The sequence below is a fragment of the Pseudomonas sp. B22(2017) genome (assembly GCF_002113105.1).
Classification (GTDB): Bacteria; Pseudomonadota; Gammaproteobacteria; order Pseudomonadales; family Pseudomonadaceae; genus Aquipseudomonas; species Aquipseudomonas asiatica.
This window is the reverse complement of the sequence record NZ_NEJN01000005.1, coordinates 265,386-286,041: the sequence shown is the minus strand read 5'-3', so window position 1 is coordinate 286,041 and position 20,656 is coordinate 265,386. Positions and strand designations below refer to the sequence as shown.

Below are 20,656 nucleotides of genomic sequence, written 5' to 3'. Positions count from 1 at the left end.
TTATGCCCCTATTGGACCCAGCCACGGCTATCGCCACAATGCAAAAAAACACATACTAGCCATGTTCTGCAATCATGGCTCAGCACAATGAAACGCCTCCCGCCCCTGCCCGCCCTGCATACCTTCCTGGTCACCGCCCAGCACTGCAATTTCACCCGTGCCGGGCAGCAGTTGCATATCACCCAGGGCGCCGTAAGCCGACAGATCGCGGCCCTCGAAGAGCATCTGGGCTATGCCTTGTTCCAGCGCCAGGCCCGTGGGTTGAGCCTGACCCGTGAAGGCCAGGACTGGCTGCCAAGGGTGCAACAGGTATTTGCGCTGATTGAACAAGGGGTGCGCGAGGTGGGTGGGCGCAGCGCTACATTACAGCTCAAGGCACCGACCTGCGTGATGCGCTGGCTGCTGCCACGCCTGATGGAATGGCAGGCGCTACGGCCGGATGTACCGGTGGAGCTGACCACCACGGTGCAACATGGAGTGGACTTTCGCCGCGAGGGTTTCGATGCGGCGGTGGTGTATGGCGATGCGCCGAACCATGGGCTGCGCGTGCGCAAGCTGTTCGATGAGCAGCTGACGCCGGTGTGTGCGCCGTCACTGCGCGAGGGGCCGGTGCCGTTGCAGCAGGTCGAGGACCTGGCGCGACACATGCTGCTGCACCCCTCGCGGAATGAGCATGACTGGCGGTTATGGCTGCAGGCAGCGGGGGTGACACTGGGCACTCAAGGGCCGAAGCAGCATTTCGAAACGCTGGACATGGCGATGGCCATGGCCTCGCAGGGCACCGGTGTGGCCATCGGCGACTGGTCGCTGATCGGCGATGACTTGCGCGGGGGGCGGTTGTGCATGCCGTTTGCGCTGAAGGTGATGACCGGCAAGGGGTATTACCTGGTGAGCCAGGCCAAGAGCTTGCCGGCGGGGTTGGGGGAGTTGCTGGATTGGCTGGAACACCAGGCCAGCCCGCGAAGCAGGCGACTCAATAGCCGACAGTGAAACGCTGCCGCGAATGCGCCGGCTTTTCCAGTTCGTCGAGCATGGCAATCGCGTAATCGGCAAAGGTGATCCAGCTCTTGCCATCCGCGCCGATCAACAGATGATCCTTGCCCAGCTTGTAATGCCCGCTGCGCTCACCTTCAACGAACTCCGCCGACGGCGACAGGAAGGTCCAGTCCAGGTTCGGCTCCCGTTGCAACGCTTCCAGAAAACGCACCCCGGCAGTGGCCTCGGCCTTGTATGCCTCGGGGAAGTCCGGGCTGTCGATCACCCGATGCCCAGACGGCAGCAACAGGCTGCCGGCCCCACCTACCACCAGCAGGCGCCTGACCCTGGCCCGCTTGACCGGCTCGATGATGGCGTGTGGCTCGATGGTCGAGAAATGCGCCGCACTCAGCACCGCATCCACACCCGCGACCGCCGCTTGCAGGGCTGCGCTGTCCTTGGCATCCAGCGCCTTGACGGTCACCCCCTCCCGCCCCTGCAACCGCGACGGGTCGCGGGCGATGGCCAGCACACTGTGACCACGGCGTAGGGCCTCCTCCAGCAACTGGCTGCCAGCGCGGCCGGTGGCACCGATGATTGCAATCTTGCTCATGGGATACTCTCCATCAGTTGAACGGAACTACCACTTCATCTCGCCCTTGGCGACCTTGGCCCCCAGCTCCAGCGAGCTTTCATCGGCCAGGCTCGGGTAACGTCGCTTCATCGCCGCGATCAACGCACCGGCGTCTTTCGCCTGGGCGGTCTCGGCATCGAAGTCACGAATGTAGTTCGCCGTGAAATGCACGGCCTCCAGCGATCGACTGCTGCCCCCCAGGTAATGTCCGGGGATGACCGTACGCGGCGCCAGCGCTTCGATGTGCGCCAGGGTGCCGAGCCAGTCGGCGTGGGACTTGGTCGTTTGCGTGTCGGCCATCCACACATGAATGTTCTCCGACACCACCACGCCACCGACCACCGCCTTGATCGACGGGATCCACACAAAACTGCGGTCAGGTTGCGAGCCGTCGAGGCCGACCACCTCAAGGTCCTGCCCTTCCAGCGTCAGGCGGTTGCCTTCGAGCACCTGTGGCAGCACCAACCGCGCCGGCTTGTCCGCGCCCATCTGCGGGCCCCAGTAGGCCAGCTTGGCATCCATGGTCTGGCGGATATGGGCAACCGTGGCGGCCGACGCCAGCACCTTGGCGTCCGGGAAGGCCTGGGTCAGGGTATCCAGGCCGAAGTAGTAGTCCGGGTCGCCATGGCTGATGTAGATAGTGGTCAGCTGCTTGCCGCCTGCCCGCAGGCGCTGCACCAGCTGCTCGGCCTGGGCCTTGCCGAACTGGGCATCGACGAGGATGGCGTCGTGCTCGCCGCTGACGATCACCGAACTGACCGGGAAGATCGCCTCATGCCCGGGGTTGTAAACCTCCAGCCGCAAGGGGTCGGCAGCCAGCGCCGGGCCGGCCAGGGTCACACAGGCCAGCAGCAGGCCACGCAGAGGAGTGAAAAGAGACATCGCAAACGCCCGTCAGATGAACAATGCCCAACAGCTTAGTTGCCCAATCCGTGACAAAAAATGCGATGCTCGAACATAGTTTGTTTCTGAAACCGGGCAAATCATGGACCGTCTCAACGCCATGCGCGTTTTCGTCACCGTCGTCGACCTGGGCAGCCAGTCGGCGGCGGCGGATCATCTGCAACTGTCCCGGCCGGTGGTTTCGCGCTACCTGGCAGAGCTGGAAGACTGGGTTGGCGCACGACTGATGCAGCGCACCACACGCAAGCTCAGCCTCACCGCCGCCGGCCAGGAAACCCTGCCCCGCTGCCGGCAATTGCTGGAATTGGCTGGCGACCTGCAGGCCGCGGTGCAGCAGCCGGATGACGCGCCCAAGGGCGCGCTGCGCATCAGCGTCAGCACCTCATTCGGCCAGGCCCAACTGGTGGATGCTGTGGCCGATTACGTCCGACGCTACCCTGGGGTGAAGGTGGAACTACAGATGCTCGATCGCACGGTCAACCTGGTGGACGAGCGCATCGACCTGGCCATACGCACCAGCAATGACCTGGACCCCAACCTGATCGCCCGGCGCCTGAGCGTATGCCGCTCGGCTGTGTGTGCGGCACCGGCCTACCTGCGCGAGCACGGCACGCCGCAACGGGTCGAGGAACTGAGCCGGCACAACTGCCTGACACATGCCTACTTCGGCCACAGCCTGTGGCATTTCGAGGTAGCCGGCCAGCAAGTCGCCGTGCCAGTGGCGGGGAACATCAGTGCCAACGAGGCGATGACACTGCAGAAGGCGGCGCTGGCCGGCGCAGGTATCGCCATGCTGCCGACCTACCAGGCCGCGCAGGCCCTGCGCCGGGGTGAACTGGTGCGCCTGCTGCCCGAAGCCAGGCCACGCGAGCTGAACCTGAATGCGGTATACACCTCACGCAAGCACATGCCGGCGACCTTGCGCAGCATGCTGGATTTTCTTGTGCAGCGGTTCAAGGACGAACCGGAGTGGGATCAGGACTTGTAAGGCCGCTCCTACAGGAATGGCACTGTCACTCCTCGACGCTCATGTACTCCTTGGCCCAGCGGATGTAGTCCTCGGGCTGGGTGTAGGTGTGCGAGAGTTCGGTGGCGCTGAGGTTTTCCGACTTGTTCTGCTGGCCGCGCTGCAGCCGCAGGCAATCGTAGGTGGCCTTGATGGCGGCAAAGTAGGCCGCGTGACCATCGACGACGATGCGCACGCCCAGGCGTGCCAGGCGCTCGTCGTCACGCAGGTTCGGGTTGCCGTAGGTCACCAGCATCAATGGCACCGTCAGGTGCTCGGCAATCTGCTCGAGTTGCTCGAAGTCCTTCACCCCCACCATGCAGATGCCATCGGCTCCGGCCTTCTGGTAGCTCTGGGTACGCACGATGATTTCTTCGGTGGTGAGCACGCCAGCGTTGGTCCGGGCAATGATCGACAGCGACGAATCGACCCGTGCCTCCAGCGCCGCACGGATCTTGCCGACGCCCTCTTCAACCGGGATCAGGTCGGTGGACTTGCGCCCGAACTGGGCAGGCAGCAGGGTGTCCTCGATGGTCAGCGCAGCCACGCCGGCGCGCTCCAGTTCGATGACCGTGCGCATGACGTTCAGCGCGTTGCCATAGCCGTGGTCGGCGTCAGCCAGCACCGGCAGTTGTGCCACACGACCAATACGGGTGGCCTGCTCGACGAACTCGCTGAGGGTGATCAGGGCGAAGTCCGGTGCAGCCAGTACCTGCAGCGAAGCGACGGAGCCACCGAGGATGCCGACCTCGAAGCCCAGGTCTGCGGCAATGCGTGCCGACATCGGGTCGAACACCGATGCGGTGTGATAACAGGAACCTGAAGCGAGCAGCTCGCGGAAGGCAAAACGCAGATCTTGATGGGAAGCCTTGGGCATGATCACTCCGCAAAATAAGTTGAAATTCGAACGGTAACTACCGACCCCTGTAATCGGGTCTACCTGGCCTGTTCCAACCGTCGCCATCTGGGCGGTCATGCTCGACATGCAGGCAGAGGAATAAAAGGTGTGGGAGACAGCGGCGCAAAAACCTGCGGCATAATGTTGCACCAAGCTGGTGCAAACCCCCGATTTTCGGCCTCTGTGGCATACCAACGATATCACGCAGCCATGCAGCACTGAATGAATGCGCCAATGCCGATCTTGCATAGGGGATGCAGATAGTGGATAGGAAGCTACCTAACTCAGGTTACAATTTCGGGGCCCCTTCGCGGGCACGCCCGCTCCCACAGGTACACCACAGCCTTCAAGCCCTGTGTTGTACCTGTGGGAGCGGGCGTGCCCGCGAAGAGGCCTCAACCGATAAACAAGGTATCCCCGTGACCGCCGCCCTGCCCCCCACCACCCTGCGCAACGTGCTCACCGCCCTGATGCTGGCGATCTTCCTCGGCGCCCTGGACCAGACCATCGTCGCTGTCTCGCTGCCGGCGATCTCGGCGCAGTTCAACGATGTCGGCCTGCTGGCCTGGGTCATCTCCGGCTACATGGTGGCGATGACTGTCGCCGTGCCGATCTACGGCAAGCTGGGCGACCTGTACGGAAGGCGCCGGATGATCCTCACCGGCATCAGCCTGTTCACCCTGGCCTCGATCGCCTGCGCCCTGGCCCAGGACATGCAACAGCTGGTGCTGGCCCGGGTACTGCAGGGCATTGGTGCCGGTGGCATGGTCTCGGTGAGCCAGGCGATCATCGGCGACTTCGTACCCCCACGAGAGCGCGGCCGCTACCAGGGATACTTCAGCAGCATGTACGCGGTGGCCAGTGTCGCCGGCCCGGTGCTGGGCGGCTGGCTGACCGAATACCTGTCATGGCGCTGGGTGTTCTGGATCAACCTGCCGCTGGGGCTGGTTGCACTGTGGGCGATCCGCCGCGCCCTCGGCGGCATGCCGGCGCAGCGCCGCGAGGCGCAGGTGGACTACCTTGGCGCCGTGCTGCTGATCCTCGGCCTGGGTAGCCTGTTGCTGGGCATTACCCTGGTCGGCCAGGGCCACGCCTGGGCCGACCCGGCCGTGCTGGCCCTGTTCGCCTGCGCCGCGCTGGGCCTGGTGCTGTTCATCGCCCATGAACGCCGCTGCCGGGATCCACTGCTGCCACTCGGCCTGTTCGGCAACCGCGTGGCGGTGCTGTGCTGGGGCGTGATCTTCTTCGCCAGCTTCCAGTCGATCTCCCTGACCATGCTTATGCCGTTGCGCTACCAGGGCATCACCGGTGCCGGCGCCGACAGTGCTGCCCTGCACCTCCTGCCGCTGGTGATGGGGCTGCCCATGGGTGCCTTCACCGGCGGGCGCATGACCAGCCTGACCGGGCGCTACAAGCCGCAGATCCTGGCCGGCGCACTGCTGATGCCACTGGCCATTTTCGCCATGGCGCTGACCCCGCCGCAGTCGGCCTTGCTCAGTGCACTGTTCATGCTGCTGACCGGCATCGCTTGCGGGCTGCAGTTCCCGACCTCGCTGGTAGGCACACAAAGCGCGGTGGACAGCAAGGACATCGGCGTGGCCACCAGCACCACCAACCTGTTCCGCTCGCTAGGTGGGGCCATGGGGGTGGCGTGCATGTCCAGCCTGCTGCTGGCGCTGCTGCACCAGGGCGGGTTCGAGTCGCTGGGTAATCCGTTGCTGGGGAGCCTGAAGGCCGGTGAAGTGGACCTGGTGACACAGGGGCGGTTGCTCGAGACGTTCCGGCAGTTGTTGATGGGGAGTGCCGGGGTAGCCGTGCTGGGACTGTTTGCAGCGTTTGCATTGCCCGACCGGCAACTGCGCGGACGCTAGAAGCTACGCGATCTCTGTGGGAGCGGCCTTGTGTCGCGAAAGGGCCGCGACGCGGCCCCAGGATTTCAGCAGTGATGCACAAATTGCCGGGGCTGCTGCGCAGCCCTATCGCGACACAAGGCCGCTCCCACAGGATCTGTGATTTGTTCAAGGTCATCCGGAAGCATTAATCCCCCCTTAACACAAAGGGGTAACACTCCCTCACAATCCTTAACAAAGTGTCATTTGCGCAGAGCCGGGCTCAAGCGCAGCATATCCAGCCCGGTGTCGACCCATTTTTCGACATCCTTCAACAAATCGACACTGTCAGGCAGCAACAGCCAGCGCCCGATCAGGCCATCGACATAGGCGAACATGGCCACCGCCGCGCGCTCGACATCAAGCTCGCCTGGCAACTGGCCCCGGCGCACGGCATTGGCCAACGCCAGGGTGATGCCCTTGTGGCAATCCAGCACAGCAGCCTGGCGCTGCTGGCGAATTTCACACATGTCATCGGTGAACTCGCACTTGTGATGCAGGATTTCGTTGATACGCCTGGTTCGGGCATCGAGCACCAGCTCGTTGAACACTTGCAGCAACAGCTTGCGCATGCAGCCAAGCGGGTCCACTTCGTCCTCGCTTTCGCTCGCCCGCGCCAGATGGTCATGGGTTTCATGCAGGCTGTCGAGCAACGCCTGCACCAACTCGGCCTTGTTGTTGAAGTGCCAGTAGATCGCTCCTCGCGTCACACCCGCCAGCTCGGCGATGTCGGCCAGGGTGGTTCGCGCAACCCCGCGCTTGTAGAAGGCCTTTTCCGCCGCCTCGATGATCTGGGCGCGGGTTTCCTGGGCTTCTTCTTTGGTTCGACGGACCATGGCAGTACAAACCTCATTTGCCCCGAACGCGCGGCGCGTGCGGGGAACACTCCGGGGGCACCTCTGCAGGGTGCCTCGCGGGGGAGCTAATCAAGAGCTGTGGCAGTACCCGAGTACAACCCAGCGGTATTTACAAACAACCATGAATGTAAGTATATTCCTTAGCAAGCTATTTATCCACCGGATAGCAATTTTTCCAGATCAAGACTCTTCCATTACTCTTGAGCGTCTCCCAGCTCCAGCGACCCGAGGATCCTCATGCAATTCAAGCCAGCCGTTACCGCTCTGGTTTCCGCCGTCGCCCTGGCAACCCTGCTCAGTGGCTGTAAGAAAGAAGAAGCAGCGCCAGCGGCGCAGGCTCCTCAGGTCGGCGTCGTGACCATCCAGCCCCAAGCCTTCACCCTGACCTCGGAATTGCCGGGGCGTACCACTGCCTACCGCGTCGCCGAAGTGCGCCCGCAGGTCAACGGCATCATCCTCAAGCGCCTGTTCAAGGAAGGCAGTGAGGTCAAGGAAGGCCAGCAGCTGTACCAGATCGACCCTGCCGTGTACGAAGCCAACCTGGCCAATGCCCAGGCCAACCTGCAGGCCACCCGCTCGCTGGCCGAGCGCTACAAGCAGCTGATCGACGAACAAGCTGTCTCCAAGCAGGAATACGACGACGCCAATGCCAAACGATTGCAGGCCGAGGCTTCGCTCAAAAGCGCGCAGATCGACCTGCGCTACACCAAGGTCCTGGCACCGATCAGCGGCCGTATCGGCCGTTCTTCGTTCACCGAAGGTGCACTGGTGAGCAATGGCCAGGCCAACGCCATGGCCACCATCCAGCAACTCGACCCGATCTACGTCGACGTCACCCAGTCCACCGCCGAACTCCTCAAGCTGCGCCGTGACCTGGAAAGCGGCCAGCTGCAGAAGGCCGGCGACAACGCCGCCTCGGTGCAGCTGGTGCTGGAAGACGGCAGCCTGTTCAAGCAGGAAGGCCGCCTGGAGTTCTCCGAAGTCGCGGTCGACGAGACCACCGGCTCGGTCACCCTGCGCGCCCTCTTCCCCAACCCCGATCACACCCTGCTGCCAGGCATGTTCGTGCATGCGCGGCTCAAGGCCGGGGTTAACGCCAACGCCATCCTGGCCCCGCAACAGGGCGTGACCCGCGACCTGAAAGGCGCGCCGACCGCACTGGTGGTCAACCAGGAGAACAAGGTCGAACTGCGCCAGCTCAAGGCCAACCGTACCCTGGGCAGCGACTGGCTGATCGAGGAAGGCCTGAACCCGGGTGACCGCCTGATCACCGAAGGGCTGCAGTACGTGCGCCCGGGCGTCGAGGTCAAGGTCAGCGAAGCCACCAACGTCAAGAAGCCGGCCAGCCCTGTTCAGGCCAACGCGGCGAAAGCAGACGCCAAAGCGGAGTAAACCATGTCGAAGTTCTTTATCGATCGCCCGATCTTCGCCTGGGTGATCGCCCTGGTGATCATGCTGGTCGGCGCCTTGTCGATCCTGAAGCTGCCGATCAACCAGTACCCCAGCATCGCGCCGCCGGCCATCGCCATCGCCGTGACCTACCCGGGCGCCTCGGCGCAAACCGTACAGGACACCGTGGTACAGGTGATCGAGCAGCAGCTCAACGGTATCGACAACCTGCGTTATGTGTCGTCGGAAAGTAACTCTGACGGCAGCATGACCATTACCGCCACCTTCGAGCAGGGCACCAACCCAGACACCGCGCAGGTGCAGGTGCAGAACAAGCTGAACCTGGCTACCCCGCTGCTGCCGCAGGAAGTGCAGCAGCAAGGTATCCGCGTCACCAAGGCAGTGAAGAACTTCCTTCTGGTGATCGGCCTGGTGTCCGAAGACGGCAGCATGACCAAGGACGACCTGGCCAACTACATCGTCTCCAACATGCAGGACCCGATCTCGCGTACCGCGGGTGTGGGTGACTTCCAGGTGTTCGGTGCGCAGTACGCCATGCGTATCTGGCTCGATCCGGCCAAGCTGAACAAGTTCCAGCTGACCCCGGTCGACGTCAAGACCGCCGTGGCCGCGCAGAACGTGCAGGTATCCTCCGGCCAGCTCGGCGGCCTGCCGGCCATGCCGGGTACCCAGCTGAACGCTACCATCATCGGCAAGACCCGCCTGCAGACTGCCGAGCAGTTCGAGAAAATCCTGCTCAAGGTCAACAGCGACGGTTCGCAGGTGCGTCTGGGTGATGTCGCCCAGGTTGGCCTGGGTGGTGAAAACTATGCCGTCAGCGCCCAGTTCAACGGCAAGCCGGCCTCCGGCCTGGCAGTTAAACTGGCTACCGGTGCCAACGCCCTGGACACCGCCAAGGCCCTGCGCCAGACCATCGCCGACCTGGAACCGTTCTTCCCGCCTGGGGTGAAAGCGGTATTCCCGTATGACACCACTCCGGTGGTCACCGAATCGATCAGTGGCGTTATCCACACCCTGATCGAAGCCGTGGTCCTGGTGTTCCTGGTGATGTACCTGTTCCTGCAGAACTTCCGCGCCACCATCATCACCACCATGACCGTACCGGTTGTGTTGCTGGGTACCTTCGGCATCCTTGCCGCTGCCGGCTTCAGCATCAACACCCTGACCATGTTCGCCATGGTCCTGGCCATCGGCTTGCTGGTGGACGACGCCATCGTCGTGGTGGAGAACGTCGAGCGGGTGATGTCCGAGGAAGGCTTGCCGCCCAAGGAAGCGACCAAGCGCTCGATGGAGCAGATCCAGGGTGCCCTGGTGGGTATCGCCCTGGTGCTGTCGGCGGTACTGCTGCCCATGGCGTTCTTCGGCGGCTCCACAGGTGTGATCTACCGGCAGTTCTCCATCACCATCGTCTCGGCCATGGGCCTGTCGGTGCTGGTGGCGCTCATCTTCACCCCGGCCCTGTGCGCCACCATGCTCAAGCCGCTGAAGAAGGGCGAGCACCATGTGGCCAAGCGCGGCTTCTTTGGCTGGTTCAACCGCAACTTCGACCGCAGCGTAACCGGCTACGAGCGCAGCGTGGGCGCCATCCTGCGCAACAAGGTACCGTTCCTGCTGGCCTACGCGCTGATCGTGGTCGGCATGATCTGGCTGTTCGCCCGCATCCCTACCGCGTTCCTGCCGGAAGAAGACCAGGGCGTATTGTTCGCCCAGGTACAGACCCCGGCCGGCTCCAGTGCCGAGCGCACCCAGGTGGTGGTCGACCAGATGCGTGAGTACCTGCTCAGCGAAGAGGCCGACACCGTGGCTTCGGTGTTCACCGTCAACGGCTTCAACTTCGCCGGCCGTGGCCAGAGCTCGGGTATGGCATTCATCATGCTCAAGCCGTGGGATGAACGCTCCAAGGAAAACAGCGTGTTCGCCCTTGCCCAGCGCGCCCAGCAGCACTTCTTCACCTTCCGCGATGCGATGGTGTTCGCCTTTGCCCCGCCTGCGGTGCTCGAACTGGGTAACGCCACCGGCTTCGACGTGTTCCTGCAGGACCGCGGCGGTGTCGGCCATACCAAGCTGATGGAAGCGCGCAACCAGTTCCTGGCCAAGGCCGCGCAGAGCAAGATCCTCAGCGCCGTGCGCCCGAACGGCCTGAACGACGAGCCGCAGTACCAGCTGACCATCGATGACGAGCGTGCCAGCGCCCTGGGTGTGACCATCGCCGACATCAACAACACCCTGTCGATTGCCTTGGGTGCCAGCTACGTCAACGACTTCATCGACCGTGGCCGGGTCAAGAAGGTGTACATCCAGGGCGAGCCGAACGCGCGGATGAGCCCGGAAGACCTGCAGAAGTGGTACGTGCGCAATGGCGCCGGCGAAATGGTGCCGTTCTCCTCCTTCGCCAAGGGCGAATGGACCTACGGTTCGCCGAAGCTGTCGCGTTACAACGGCGTCGAGGCAATGGAAATCCTCGGTGCTCCGGCCCCGGGCTACAGCACCGGTGAAGCCATGGCCGAGGTCGAGCGCATTGCTGGCGAACTGCCAAGCGGCATCGGCTTCTCCTGGACCGGCATGTCCTACGAGGAAAAACTCTCCGGTTCGCAGATGCCGGCACTGTTCGCCCTCTCGGTACTGTTCGTGTTCCTGTGCCTGGCAGCACTGTACGAAAGCTGGTCGATCCCGATCGCCGTGGTACTGGTAGTACCGCTGGGTATCATCGGTGCCCTGATCGCCACCAGCCTGCGCGGGTTGTCCAACGACGTGTACTTCCTGGTCGGCCTGTTGACCACCATCGGCCTGGCGGCGAAAAACGCCATTCTGATCGTCGAGTTCGCCAAGGAACTGCACGAGCAAGGCCGCAGCCTGTACGACGCGGCGATCGAGGCGTGCCGCATGCGTCTGCGCCCGATCATCATGACCTCGCTGGCGTTCATCCTCGGCGTGGTACCGTTGACTATCGCCAGCGGCGCCGGCGCCGGCAGCCAGCATGCCATCGGTACTGGCGTGATCGGCGGCATGATCAGTGCGACCGTGCTGGCTATCTTCTGGGTACCACTGTTCTTCGTCGCAGTGTCGTCACTGTTCGGCAGCAAAGAGCCGGAAAAAGACGTCACCCCTGAAACTCCACGTTATGAGGCTGGGCAATGACCAAGTCTTTGTTGTCCCTGGCAGTAACCGCTTTCATTCTTGGCGGCTGCTCGCTGATCCCTGACTACCAGACCCCGGAATCGCCGGTGGCTGCGCAGTGGCCGCAAGGCCCGGCTTACTCGCCGACGCAGTCGGCGGAGGTTGCCGCCGCCGAACAGGGCTGGCGTCAGTTCTTCCACGACCCGGCCCTGCAGCAGCTGATCCAGACCGCGCTGGTGAACAACCGCGACCTGCGCGTTGCCGCGTTGAACATCGACGCCTACCGTGCGCAGTACCGCATCCAGCGTGCCGACCTGTTCCCTGCGGTTTCGGCCAACGGTAGCGGCAGCCGCCAGCGCGTACCGGCGAACATGTCGCAGACGGGCGAAGCGGGCATCACCAGCCAGTACTCGGCCACCCTGGGCGTCAGCGCCTATGAGCTGGACCTGTTCGGCCGCGTACGCAGCCTGACCGAGCAGGCCCTGGAAACCTACCTGTCCAGCGAACAGGCGCGTCGCTCCACGCAGATCAGCCTGGTGGCCAGCGTGGCCAACGCCTACTACACCTGGCAGGCCGACCAGGCGCTGTTCAAGCTGACCGAAGAAACGCTGAAGACCTACGAGGAAAGCTACAACCTCACCCGTCGCAGCAACGAAGTCGGCGTAGCCTCGGCACTCGACGTCAGCCAGGCGCGTACCGCCGTGGAAGGCGCCCGGGTCAAGTACTCGCAGTACCAGCGCCTGGTCGCCCAGGACGTCAACAGCCTGACCGTGCTGCTGGGCACCGGCATTCCCGCCGACCTGGCCAAGCCGCTGGAGCTCAATGCCGACCAACTGGCCGAAGTACCGGCCGGCCTGCCGTCGGACATCCTCCAGCGTCGCCCGGACATCCAGGAAGCCGAGCACCTGCTCAAGGCCGCCAATGCCAACATTGGCGCGGCCCGCGCAGCGTTCTTCCCGAGCATCAGCCTGACCGCCAATGCTGGCAGCCTGAGCCCCGACATGGGCCACCTGTTCTCGGGCGGCCAGGGCACCTGGCTGTTCCAGCCGCAGATCAACCTGCCGATCTTCAACGCCGGCAGCCTGAAGGCCAGCCTGGACTACTCGAAGATCCAGAAGGACATCAACGTCGCCAAGTACGAAAAGACCATCCAGACCGCGTTCCAGGAAGTCTCCGATGGCCTGGCGGCGCGCAAGACCTTCGAAGAGCAGCTGCAGGCGCAACGCGACCTGGTGCAGGCGAACCAGGACTACTACCGCCTGGCCGAACGCCGCTATCGCATCGGTATCGACAGCAACCTGACCTTCCTCGACGCGCAGCGCAACCTGTTCAGCGCCCAGCAGGCACTGATCGGCGACCGCTTGTCGCAGCTGACCAGCGAGGTCAACCTGTACAAGGCGCTTGGCGGTGGTTGGTACGAGCAGACCGGGCAGGCCAACAACCAGCAGGCAGCGGTGGAAGCACCGAAGAGCTGATTGAAGCTGTCAAAGCATCAAGCCCACCCTCGCGGTGGGCTTTTTGTTTTGTGTTGCCTGGACCAGCCTCTTCGCGGGCTCGCCCGCGAAGAGGCCAGCACAGGAAAAACAATTAACCAACCAGAACATTCCGTTCGATTATCGCCCGTTTCCGTTTGTGGCGAATTGCCTCACCCCTGCCCTACCCCGCACCATCCTCCCCACGCAACGTTGCCCCGGTTCATCCCAAAAGACCCGCACCTGCAGGCCGCATCCTGCAGCGTATCGGCTCGCCCATAAAAACAAGAGATCCACGACAGATGAGCACTTTGCAACCCGCACGCCAGCTGCTGCCCGGCCTGTTGGCCATGTCCTGCGCACTCCCCGTGTTCGCCGCCGACGAAGGTGGTTTCCTGGAGGACGCCAAGGCCACCCTCAACCTGCGCAACTTCTACATCAACCGCAACTTCGTCGACCCGGCCCACCCGCAGGCCAAGGCCGAGGAGTGGACGCAGAGCTTCATCCTCGACGCCCGCTCCGGCTTCACCCAGGGCACCGTCGGTTTCGGCGTGGACGTACTGGGCCTGTACTCGGTCAAGCTCGACGGCGGCAAAGGCACCACCAACACCCACCTGCTGCCGGTGCACGATGATGGCCGCCCGGCCGATGACTTCGGCCGCCTGGGCGTGGCACTGAAAGCCAAGCTGTCCGAAACCGAGCTGAAAGTGGGTGAATGGATGCCGGTACTGCCGATCCTGCGCTCGGACGATGGCCGCTCGCTGCCGCAGACCTTCCGCGGCGGCCAGCTGACCTCGAAGGAAATCGCCGGACTGACCCTGTACGCCGGCCAGTTCCGCGGCAACAGCCCGCGCAACGACGCCAGCATGGAAGACATGTCGATGAACGGCAAGGCAGCGTTCACCTCCGACCGTTTCAACTTTGGCGGCGGCGAATACACCTTCAACGACAAGCGCACCATGATCGGCCTGTGGAATGCTCAGCTCAAGGACATCTACCGCCAGCAGTACCTCAACCTGGTGCACAGCCAACCCCTGGGCGACTGGACCCTGGGCGCCAACCTGGGCTACTTCATCGGCAAGGAAGACGGCGCCGAACGCGCTGGCGAACTGGACAACCGCACCGCCTCGGCCATGCTCTCGGCACGCTATCAGGGCCACACCATCTACGTCGGCCTGCAGAAAGTCAGCGGCGACGACGCCTGGATGCGGGTGAACGGCACCAGCGGCGGCACTCTGGCAAACGACAGCTACAACTCCAGCTTCGACAACGCCAAGGAACGCTCATGGCAGGTGCGCCATGACTTCAACTTCGCCACCGTCGGCGTGCCAGGCCTGACCCTGATGAACCGCTACATCAAGGGTGACAACGTGACCGCAGGCGGTGTGGACGATGGCAAGGAATGGGCGCGGGAAACCGAGTTGGCCTATGTGGTGCAGTCGGGCAGCTTCAAGGACCTGTCGGTGAAGTGGCGCAACTCCACCATGCGCCGGGACTTCAGCACCAACTCGTTCGATGAGAACCGGTTGATCCTGAGTTACCCGCTGAATCTCCTCTGAATTCTTCGCGGGACCGCACCAGCCTTGAAACCTGTGCGGTCCCTGTGGGAGCGGGCATGCCCGCGAAGAGGCCAGAAGCTAAAACAAATAACCCTAAGCTATAAACAAATCAATAAACCTTCTTTGACGACATATGCAGCAACCGCTTGAATAGGCCCCTGATCCCCGCCCCAGAGCTATGACATGGACCTCCGTCAGCTGCGCTACTTCATCGCCCTCACCGAATACCGCAGCTTCGTCCGTGCCGCCGAGGCCATGGGCATCACCCAACCCGCCTTCAGCCGTGCCATACAGAGTCTGGAACACAGCTTCGGCTGCCCACTGGTCGACCGCGCCAGCAAAGCCCTGCCGCCCACCCCCGAAGGCCTGGTGGTGCTGCAACATGCCCGGCGCCTGGTACAAGGTGCCGCGCAGCTGAGCAACGAAGTGCTGCAGATGACCAAGCTCGACGCCGGCGAGTTGCATTTCGGCAGCGGCCCGGCGCTGGCCGTGCGCCTGGTGCCCGATGCCCTGCGCCACTTTCTCGAACGCCACCCGGGCATCCGCACCTCACTGCTGGTAGACAACGCCGAACGCCTCGGCCAGGCCCTGCGCCGCGAGCAGATCGAATTTTTCGTCGACGATATCCGACCGTTCGAAGCCGATCCCAACTTTCACACCGAGCCCCTTTCAACGCGCCCCGGCCTGTTCTTCTGCCGCCCGGGGCACCCATTGCTGGCCAAGGACAGCCTGTCGACCAACGACCTGTTCAGCTACCCGCTGGCCAGCGCCCTGCTCGCCCCCGGTGTGCGCAAGCGCCTGGCCAACCTGAGCGGGCGCAGCGATTTCACCCCGCACCTGCAAACCGAGCACCTGGCCGTGCTGCGCAGTGTGGTGCAAGCCAGCGATGCCATCGGCACCGCCAGCGAGGAAGCAGTTGCCGAAGACCTGGCCAGCGGCCGGCTGGTGCGCCTGCACTGGCGCAACCTGCCACCGGCGCTGGAAGTGCTGAGTGTGCGCTGTGGCGTGGTCAGCCGCAGCGGTTACCGGCTGTCGCCGGCGGCGCGAGCGATGATCGAGACGCTGGTGGGGCTGGATATGCCAGTGCGGGCTGCTGCCATTCGCTGAGCTGATGATGGTGGCAGGGGCGGGCTATCCTGAGCTATATCGGTCGCCTGTACCGGCCCTTTCGCGGGTAAACCCGCTCCCACAGGTCCAGCGCAGCCCTCAGGAGTTGTAGTGACTCTGTGGGAGCGGATTTACCCGCGAAGAGGCCGGAACAGCAATACACCTCGATCAGGCAACCAGGGAGGCACAACAATGAAAACCCTCGTCGACCACCTGAGCCAATACGCCAGCTACCACCGCGACCCACGCAACATCGCCACCCACTTCGTCGGCATCCCGATGATCGTGCTGGCGGTCACTATCCTGCTGTCGCGCCCAGGCTGGGAGGTAGCCGGCATGTGGCTGTCCCCTGCCCTGCCTGCGGCGGCGGCCTCGGTCTGGTTCTACCTGCGCCTGGACCTGCGCTTCGGCCTGGTGATGGGGTTGTTGCTTGGGCTATGCCTGTGGGTCGGCCAGGTGCTGGCGATGCAGACGACAGCGCTGTGGCTCGGCACCGGGCTGGGAGCGTTCGTGGTGGGCTGGATCATCCAGTTCGTCGGCCATTACTACGAAGGCCGCAAACCGGCGTTTGTCGACGATGTCAGCGGATTGATCATCGGGCCGTTGTTCGTGGTGGCAGAAGCGGCATTCATGCTCGGCCTGTGCCCGGCCCTGAAGCAAGCCGTAGAAAGCAACGCCGGCCCAGTGGCCATGCGGCAGAAGAATGCGGCCATGTAAACATTCCATGGCCCAATCGCCGGCAAGCCAGCTCCCACAGGAACTGCACTACCCTCAAGCCTGATGCAATCCCTGTGGGAGCTGGCTTGCCGGCGATTGGGCCGGTACAGCCATTACTGCTGTCGCGACTCCACACCCAGCTCATCCCACACCGACTCAGCCATGTGGAAGGTGGCATTGGCCGCCGGAATGCCGCAATAGATCGCGCTCTGCATCAGCACTTCCTTGATTTCGTCGCGGGTCACGCCGTTGTTGGCCGCCGCGCGCAGGTGCAGCTTCAGCTCGTCGTTGCGGTTCATGCCAATCAGCATGGCGATGGTGATCAGACTACGGGTATGGCGCGGCAGGCCAGGGCGAGTCCAGATGTCACCCCAGGCGTGGCGGGTGATCATCTCCTGGAACTCGCCGTTGAAGTCGTTGAGCTTCTCCAGGCTGCGGTCCACGTGGGCATCGCCAAGCACTGCGCGGCGTACTTGCATGCCGGCGTCGTAACGTTGTTTCTCGTCCATGGCGGTATCCTCAGTGAGCCTGCAGGAAGGCGAGCACTCGGCGGCTGAACGCCTCGCCGATCTCGACGTTGGACAGGTGCGCCGCCGGGAAGTCGACGTACTCGGCACCCGCGATACCGGCCTGCATGAAGCGGCCGTGCTCCGGAGTGGTCACCACGTCCTCGGTACCGGCAACGATCAGCGCCGGCACCTGGATACGGCCCAGTTGCTCGCGGTAATCGGCATCACGCACCGCCGCGCAGTTGCCGGCATAACCTTGCGGACTGGTTTGCGCCAGCATCTGGCAGATGCGCTGGGCCTGCGCTGGCTGGGCCTGGGCGAAGCCCGGGGTGAACCAGCGGGCGATGGAGGCATCGCGCAGGTCGACCATGGCCTGCTGGCCGCCCTTGAGCACGGTGTCGATACGGGTGTTCCACACCTCGTCGTTGGCGATCTTGGCGGCGGTGTTGCACAGGGTCAGGCTGTGCAGGCGCTCGCCGGCGTTTATGCCCAACCACTGGCCGATCAAGCCGCCCATCGACAGGCCGACGAAGTGCGCCTTGGCGATATCCAGGCCATCGAGCAGGGCCAGCACGTCACGGCCCAGCTGTTCGATGCTGTAGGGGCCTTCAGTGACCAGCGACCCACCGTGGCCACGGGTGTCGTAGCGCAGCACGCGCAAGTGCTGGCTCCACAGCGGTATCTGTGTGTCCCACATGCCCAGGTCGGTGCCCAGCGAGTTGGACAGGACCAGCACCGGGGCGTTTTCCGGGCCATCGATCTGGTAATTCAAAACGCCATCGGCCAGTTGCAAGTGCGCCACAGCGGTCTCCTTCAGGCAGTGAAACGTTGATGTTCGGACACGGCGCGCGCCACCCAGACGCGGGCCTGGCCCAGGTAATTGGCAGGGTCGAGCAAGCGATCGAGTTCTTCGGCGGACAGTTCGGCACTGACCTGCGGCTCTTCACCCAGCACGGTGCGCAGGTGGCGCTGTTCGGCCACAGCGCGCTGGCAGCACTGCTCCAGCAGGTGATGGGCGTGGTCGCGGCCCAGGCGCTGGGCGAGGACGATGCTCACCGCTTCGGCCAGCACCAGGCCCTGGGTCAGGTCGAGGTTACGGCGCATGCGCGCGGCATCTACTTCCATGCCCTCGGCAATCACCTGGGCTTGGCGCAGCGCACCAGAGACCAGGCAGCAGATGTCCGGTAGGGTTTCCCATTCGGCATGCCACAGGCCGAGGCTGCGCTCATGCTCCTGGGGCATGGCGGCGAACAGCGTCGAAACCAGCCCCGGCACGCGGGTCGCGGCGCCGATCAGCACCGCGGCGCCGACAGGGTTGCGCTTGTGCGGCATGGTCGAAGACCCACCCTTGCCCGGCGCGGAAGGCTCGAACAGTTCCCCCGCCTCGGTCTGCATCAGCAAGCTGACATCGCGGCCGAACTTGCCCAGGCTACCAGCGACCAGGCCTAGTACCGAGGCAAACTCCACCAGGCGGTCGCGCTGGGTGTGCCAGGGCTGCTCGGGCAGGGTCAGCTTGAGCTGCTCGGCCAGGGCTTCGGCCACCGGCATCGCCTTGCTGCCCAACGCCGCCAGGCTACCCGAGGCGCCGCCGAACTGCAGCACCAGCAAGCGTGGGCGCAGCTCATGCAAGCGCTGGCGGTGACGGGTCAAGGCGCCCAGCACACCGGCCAGTTTCATGCCCAGGGTCACGGGGGTGGCGTGCTGCAGCCAGGTGCGCCCCACCAGCGGCGTGTCGGCGTGCTGCAAGGCCTGACGGGACAGGGTATCGGCCAGCTTGCCGAGGTCGGCTTCGATCAGGTCGAGGGCAGCACGCAGCTGCAGGACCAGGCCAGTGTCCATCGCGTCCTGGCTGGTGGCGCCCAGGTGCACATAGCGCTCGGCTTCGGGCACGCCACTGGCAATCACCTTGCCCAACGCCTTCACCAGCGGGATCGCCGAGTTGCCTGCAGTGGCGATGGCATTGGCCAGCACGCCAACGTCATAGCGCTCGGCGTGGCACGCCGCCTCGATGGCCGCTACAGCGCTATGCGGGACCAGCCCGGCAGCCGCCTCGGCACGCGCCAGCGCCGCCTCGAAATCGAGCATGCCCTGCAGGCGGCCACGGTCGGAGAAGATCTCGCGCATGGCCGGTGCGGTGAAGTAGGCGTCGAACAGTTGGTTGGTCATGCCACGTCCTTAATTATCGTGGTGCAGGTAGGCCGCCTGCTTCGGCAGGCGCAGGCTGAACAGGAAGGCAATCGCCATCATCGCCGTCACGTACCAGTAGAAAGTGTTTTCCATGCCCAGGGTCTTCAGGCCCAGGGCCACGTACTCGGCCGAACCGCCGAACGCCGCGTTCGCCACTGCATAGGCCAGGCCCACGCCCAGTGCGCGCACCTGCGGCGGGAACATCTCGGCCTTCACCAAGCCGCTGATCGAGGTATAGAAACTGACGATACACAACGCCAGGGTAATCAGCACGAAGGCCATGAACGGGCTGCTCACGGTTTTCAGCGCCATCAGCAACGGTACGGTAAATAGCGTCCCCAGGGCACCGAACAGCATCATCGAATTACGCCGACCGATGCGGTCGGAGAGCATGCCAAAGAACGGCTGTAGCACCATGAACAGGAACAGCGCACCGGTCATCACATAGCTGGCGTTCTTCGCGGTCATGCCAGCGGTGTTGACCAGGAACTTCTGCATGTAGGTGGTGAAGGTATAGAAGATCAGCGAACCGCCCGCGGTATAGCCGAGCACGGTGATGAAGGCCGCCGCATGGTCGCGGAACAGGCCCTTGATGGTGCCGGCATCCTTGTCCTGGCGGGTTTCGGCGCTGCTGGTCTCATGCAGCGAGCGGCGCAGCATCAGCGAGATCAGTGCGGCAATGGCACCGACCACGAACGGAATGCGCCAGCCCCAGGCGCGCAGCTCTTCTTCGGTGAGCAGTTGCTGCAGGATCACCACCACCAGCACCGCCAGCAACTGGCCGCCGATCAGGGTCACGTACTGGAACGAGGCGAAGAAACCGCGCTGGCCGCGCAGGGCTACTTCACTCATGTAAGTGGCGGTGGTGCCGTACTCGCCGCCTACCGACAGGCCCTGGATCAACCGGGCCAGCAAAAGCAGCGCCGGGGCCCAGGTGCCGATGCTGGCATAGGTAGGCAGGCAGGCGATCATCAGGGAGCCGAAGCACATCATCAGCACCGAGATCATCAGGGAATTCTTGCGACCATGGCGGTCAGCGAGGCGGCCGAAGATCCAGCCACCGATGGGGCGCATCAGAAAGCCCGCGGCGAACACGCCTGCCGTGTTCAACAACTGCACGGTGGGGTCGTCGGAGGGGAAGAAAGCCGGGGCAAAGTAGATCGCGCAGAAGGCATAGACGTAGAAGTCGAACCATTCCACCAGGTTGCCTGAAGAGGCACCAACGATAGCGAAGATGCGTTTGCTGCGTTCTTCGCCGGTGTAATAGGTTGAGGTCATGGTGAGTTTACTCCTGGAGGGTCGCAGGTAATTCTAGACACACCTGGTAACACACTCGTTCCGCTATCTGGCTGGCAACTGGCCTTGAGTCTGGCAGGACCGGCCTCTTTGCGGGCAAGCCCGCTCCCACAGCGGGAG

At 63.7% G+C, this 20,656-nt stretch carries 17 protein-coding genes; 9 read left to right on the top strand and 8 right to left on the bottom strand.

Annotated elements, in window-relative coordinates; genetic code table 11:
• Positions 1 to 87: 87 nt before the first annotated feature.
• Entirely contained in the window at positions 88 to 990 is a 903-nt protein-coding gene (locus tag CAG18_RS13810; protein WP_085721043.1) for a LysR substrate-binding domain-containing protein, read from the top strand.
• Here the strand turns inward: CAG18_RS13810 and CAG18_RS13805 are convergent.
• Together CAG18_RS13805 and CAG18_RS13800 are read right to left on the bottom strand one after the other, a co-directional pair.
• Positions 974 to 1,588, bottom strand: a complete 615-nt coding sequence (locus CAG18_RS13805) for an NAD(P)-dependent oxidoreductase (RefSeq protein WP_015271641.1) — start codon at positions 1,586 to 1,588, stop codon at positions 974 to 976. The two genes, CAG18_RS13810 and CAG18_RS13805, sit on opposite strands and share 17 nt — an antisense overlap.
• 27 nt (positions 1,589 to 1,615) lie before the next feature.
• Positions 1,616 to 2,491, bottom strand: coding sequence for an MBL fold metallo-hydrolase (locus tag CAG18_RS13800; RefSeq protein WP_085721042.1), 876 nt, complete (start codon positions 2,489 to 2,491; stop codon positions 1,616 to 1,618).
• A gap of 103 nt (positions 2,492 to 2,594) precedes the next feature.
• Here CAG18_RS13800 and CAG18_RS13795 point away from each other — a divergent pair, with 103 nt between their 5' ends.
• Positions 2,595 to 3,500, top strand: coding sequence for a LysR family transcriptional regulator (locus tag CAG18_RS13795; protein WP_015271643.1), 906 nt, complete (start codon positions 2,595 to 2,597; stop codon positions 3,498 to 3,500).
• A 25-nt stretch (positions 3,501 to 3,525) separates the two neighbouring features.
• Here CAG18_RS13795 and CAG18_RS13790 read toward each other — a convergent pair whose 3' ends face one another.
• Complete coding sequence (locus tag CAG18_RS13790; RefSeq protein WP_003259571.1) at positions 3,526 to 4,395, bottom strand: oxaloacetate decarboxylase; 870 nt, start codon at positions 4,393 to 4,395, stop codon at positions 3,526 to 3,528.
• Positions 4,396 to 4,835: 440 nt separating this feature from the next.
• On the opposite strand from CAG18_RS13790, the gene CAG18_RS13785 reads away from it, so the two are divergent.
• On the top strand, positions 4,836 to 6,287 hold the full coding sequence (locus CAG18_RS13785; protein WP_085721041.1) for an MDR family MFS transporter: 1,452 nt from the start codon (positions 4,836 to 4,838) through the stop codon (positions 6,285 to 6,287).
• Between the two features lie 221 nt (positions 6,288 to 6,508).
• Here the strand turns inward: CAG18_RS13785 and ttgR are convergent, their stop codons facing one another.
• The gene (gene ttgR / locus CAG18_RS13780) at positions 6,509 to 7,141 is read right to left on the bottom strand and encodes an efflux transport transcriptional regulator TtgR (RefSeq protein ID WP_013974034.1); all 633 of its coding nucleotides are present in this window, start codon (positions 7,139 to 7,141) and stop codon (positions 6,509 to 6,511) included.
• A 258-nt stretch (positions 7,142 to 7,399) separates the two neighbouring features.
• On the opposite strand from ttgR, the gene ttgA reads away from it, so the two are divergent.
• The 6 genes from ttgA (at position 7,400) to CAG18_RS13750 (ending at position 16,544) form a co-directional block, all read left to right on the top strand.
• Positions 7,400 to 8,554, top strand: coding sequence for a toluene efflux RND transporter periplasmic adaptor subunit TtgA (ttgA, locus tag CAG18_RS13775; protein ID WP_013974035.1), 1,155 nt, complete (start codon positions 7,400 to 7,402; stop codon positions 8,552 to 8,554).
• Between the two features lie 3 nt (positions 8,555 to 8,557).
• Positions 8,558 to 11,710, top strand: coding sequence for a multidrug efflux RND transporter permease subunit TtgB (gene ttgB / locus CAG18_RS13770; RefSeq protein WP_085721040.1), 3,153 nt, complete (start codon positions 8,558 to 8,560; stop codon positions 11,708 to 11,710).
• Positions 11,707 to 13,164: an AdeC/AdeK/OprM family multidrug efflux complex outer membrane factor gene (locus tag CAG18_RS13765; RefSeq protein ID WP_013974037.1), complete on the top strand. Its 1,458-nt coding sequence runs from the start codon at positions 11,707 to 11,709 to the stop codon at positions 13,162 to 13,164. Before ttgB ends, CAG18_RS13765 begins: the two co-directional genes overlap by 4 nt.
• 299 nt (positions 13,165 to 13,463) lie before the next feature.
• A complete protein-coding gene (locus CAG18_RS13760) occupies positions 13,464 to 14,720 on the top strand; it encodes an OprD family porin (protein WP_015271646.1) in 1,257 nt (418 codons plus the stop codon).
• Positions 14,721 to 14,903: 183 nt separating this feature from the next.
• Positions 14,904 to 15,827: a LysR family transcriptional regulator gene (locus CAG18_RS13755; protein ID WP_015271647.1), complete on the top strand. Its 924-nt coding sequence runs from the start codon at positions 14,904 to 14,906 to the stop codon at positions 15,825 to 15,827.
• Between the two features lie 192 nt (positions 15,828 to 16,019).
• Positions 16,020 to 16,544 (top strand): DUF962 domain-containing protein, encoded by a 525-nt coding sequence (locus CAG18_RS13750; RefSeq protein WP_015271648.1) that lies wholly within the window; start codon positions 16,020 to 16,022, stop codon positions 16,542 to 16,544.
• 113 nt (positions 16,545 to 16,657) lie between these two features.
• Here CAG18_RS13750 and pcaC read toward each other — a convergent pair whose 3' ends face one another.
• The 4 genes from pcaC to CAG18_RS13730 are packed head-to-tail and all read right to left on the bottom strand — an operon-like array spanning position 16,658 to position 20,518.
• Positions 16,658 to 17,053 (bottom strand): 4-carboxymuconolactone decarboxylase, encoded by a 396-nt coding sequence (gene pcaC / locus CAG18_RS13745; protein ID WP_003259581.1) that lies wholly within the window; start codon positions 17,051 to 17,053, stop codon positions 16,658 to 16,660.
• Positions 17,054 to 17,063: 10 nt separating this feature from the next.
• Positions 17,064 to 17,855, bottom strand: a complete 792-nt coding sequence (gene pcaD / locus CAG18_RS13740; RefSeq protein ID WP_061551888.1) for a 3-oxoadipate enol-lactonase — start codon at positions 17,853 to 17,855, stop codon at positions 17,064 to 17,066.
• Positions 17,856 to 17,866: 11 nt separating this feature from the next.
• Positions 17,867 to 19,219: a 3-carboxy-cis,cis-muconate cycloisomerase gene (locus CAG18_RS13735; RefSeq protein WP_085721039.1), complete on the bottom strand. Its 1,353-nt coding sequence runs from the start codon at positions 19,217 to 19,219 to the stop codon at positions 17,867 to 17,869.
• A 9-nt stretch (positions 19,220 to 19,228) separates the two neighbouring features.
• Complete coding sequence (locus tag CAG18_RS13730; protein ID WP_085721038.1) at positions 19,229 to 20,518, bottom strand: MFS family transporter; 1,290 nt, start codon at positions 20,516 to 20,518, stop codon at positions 19,229 to 19,231.
• Positions 20,519 to 20,656 lie beyond the last annotated feature (138 nt).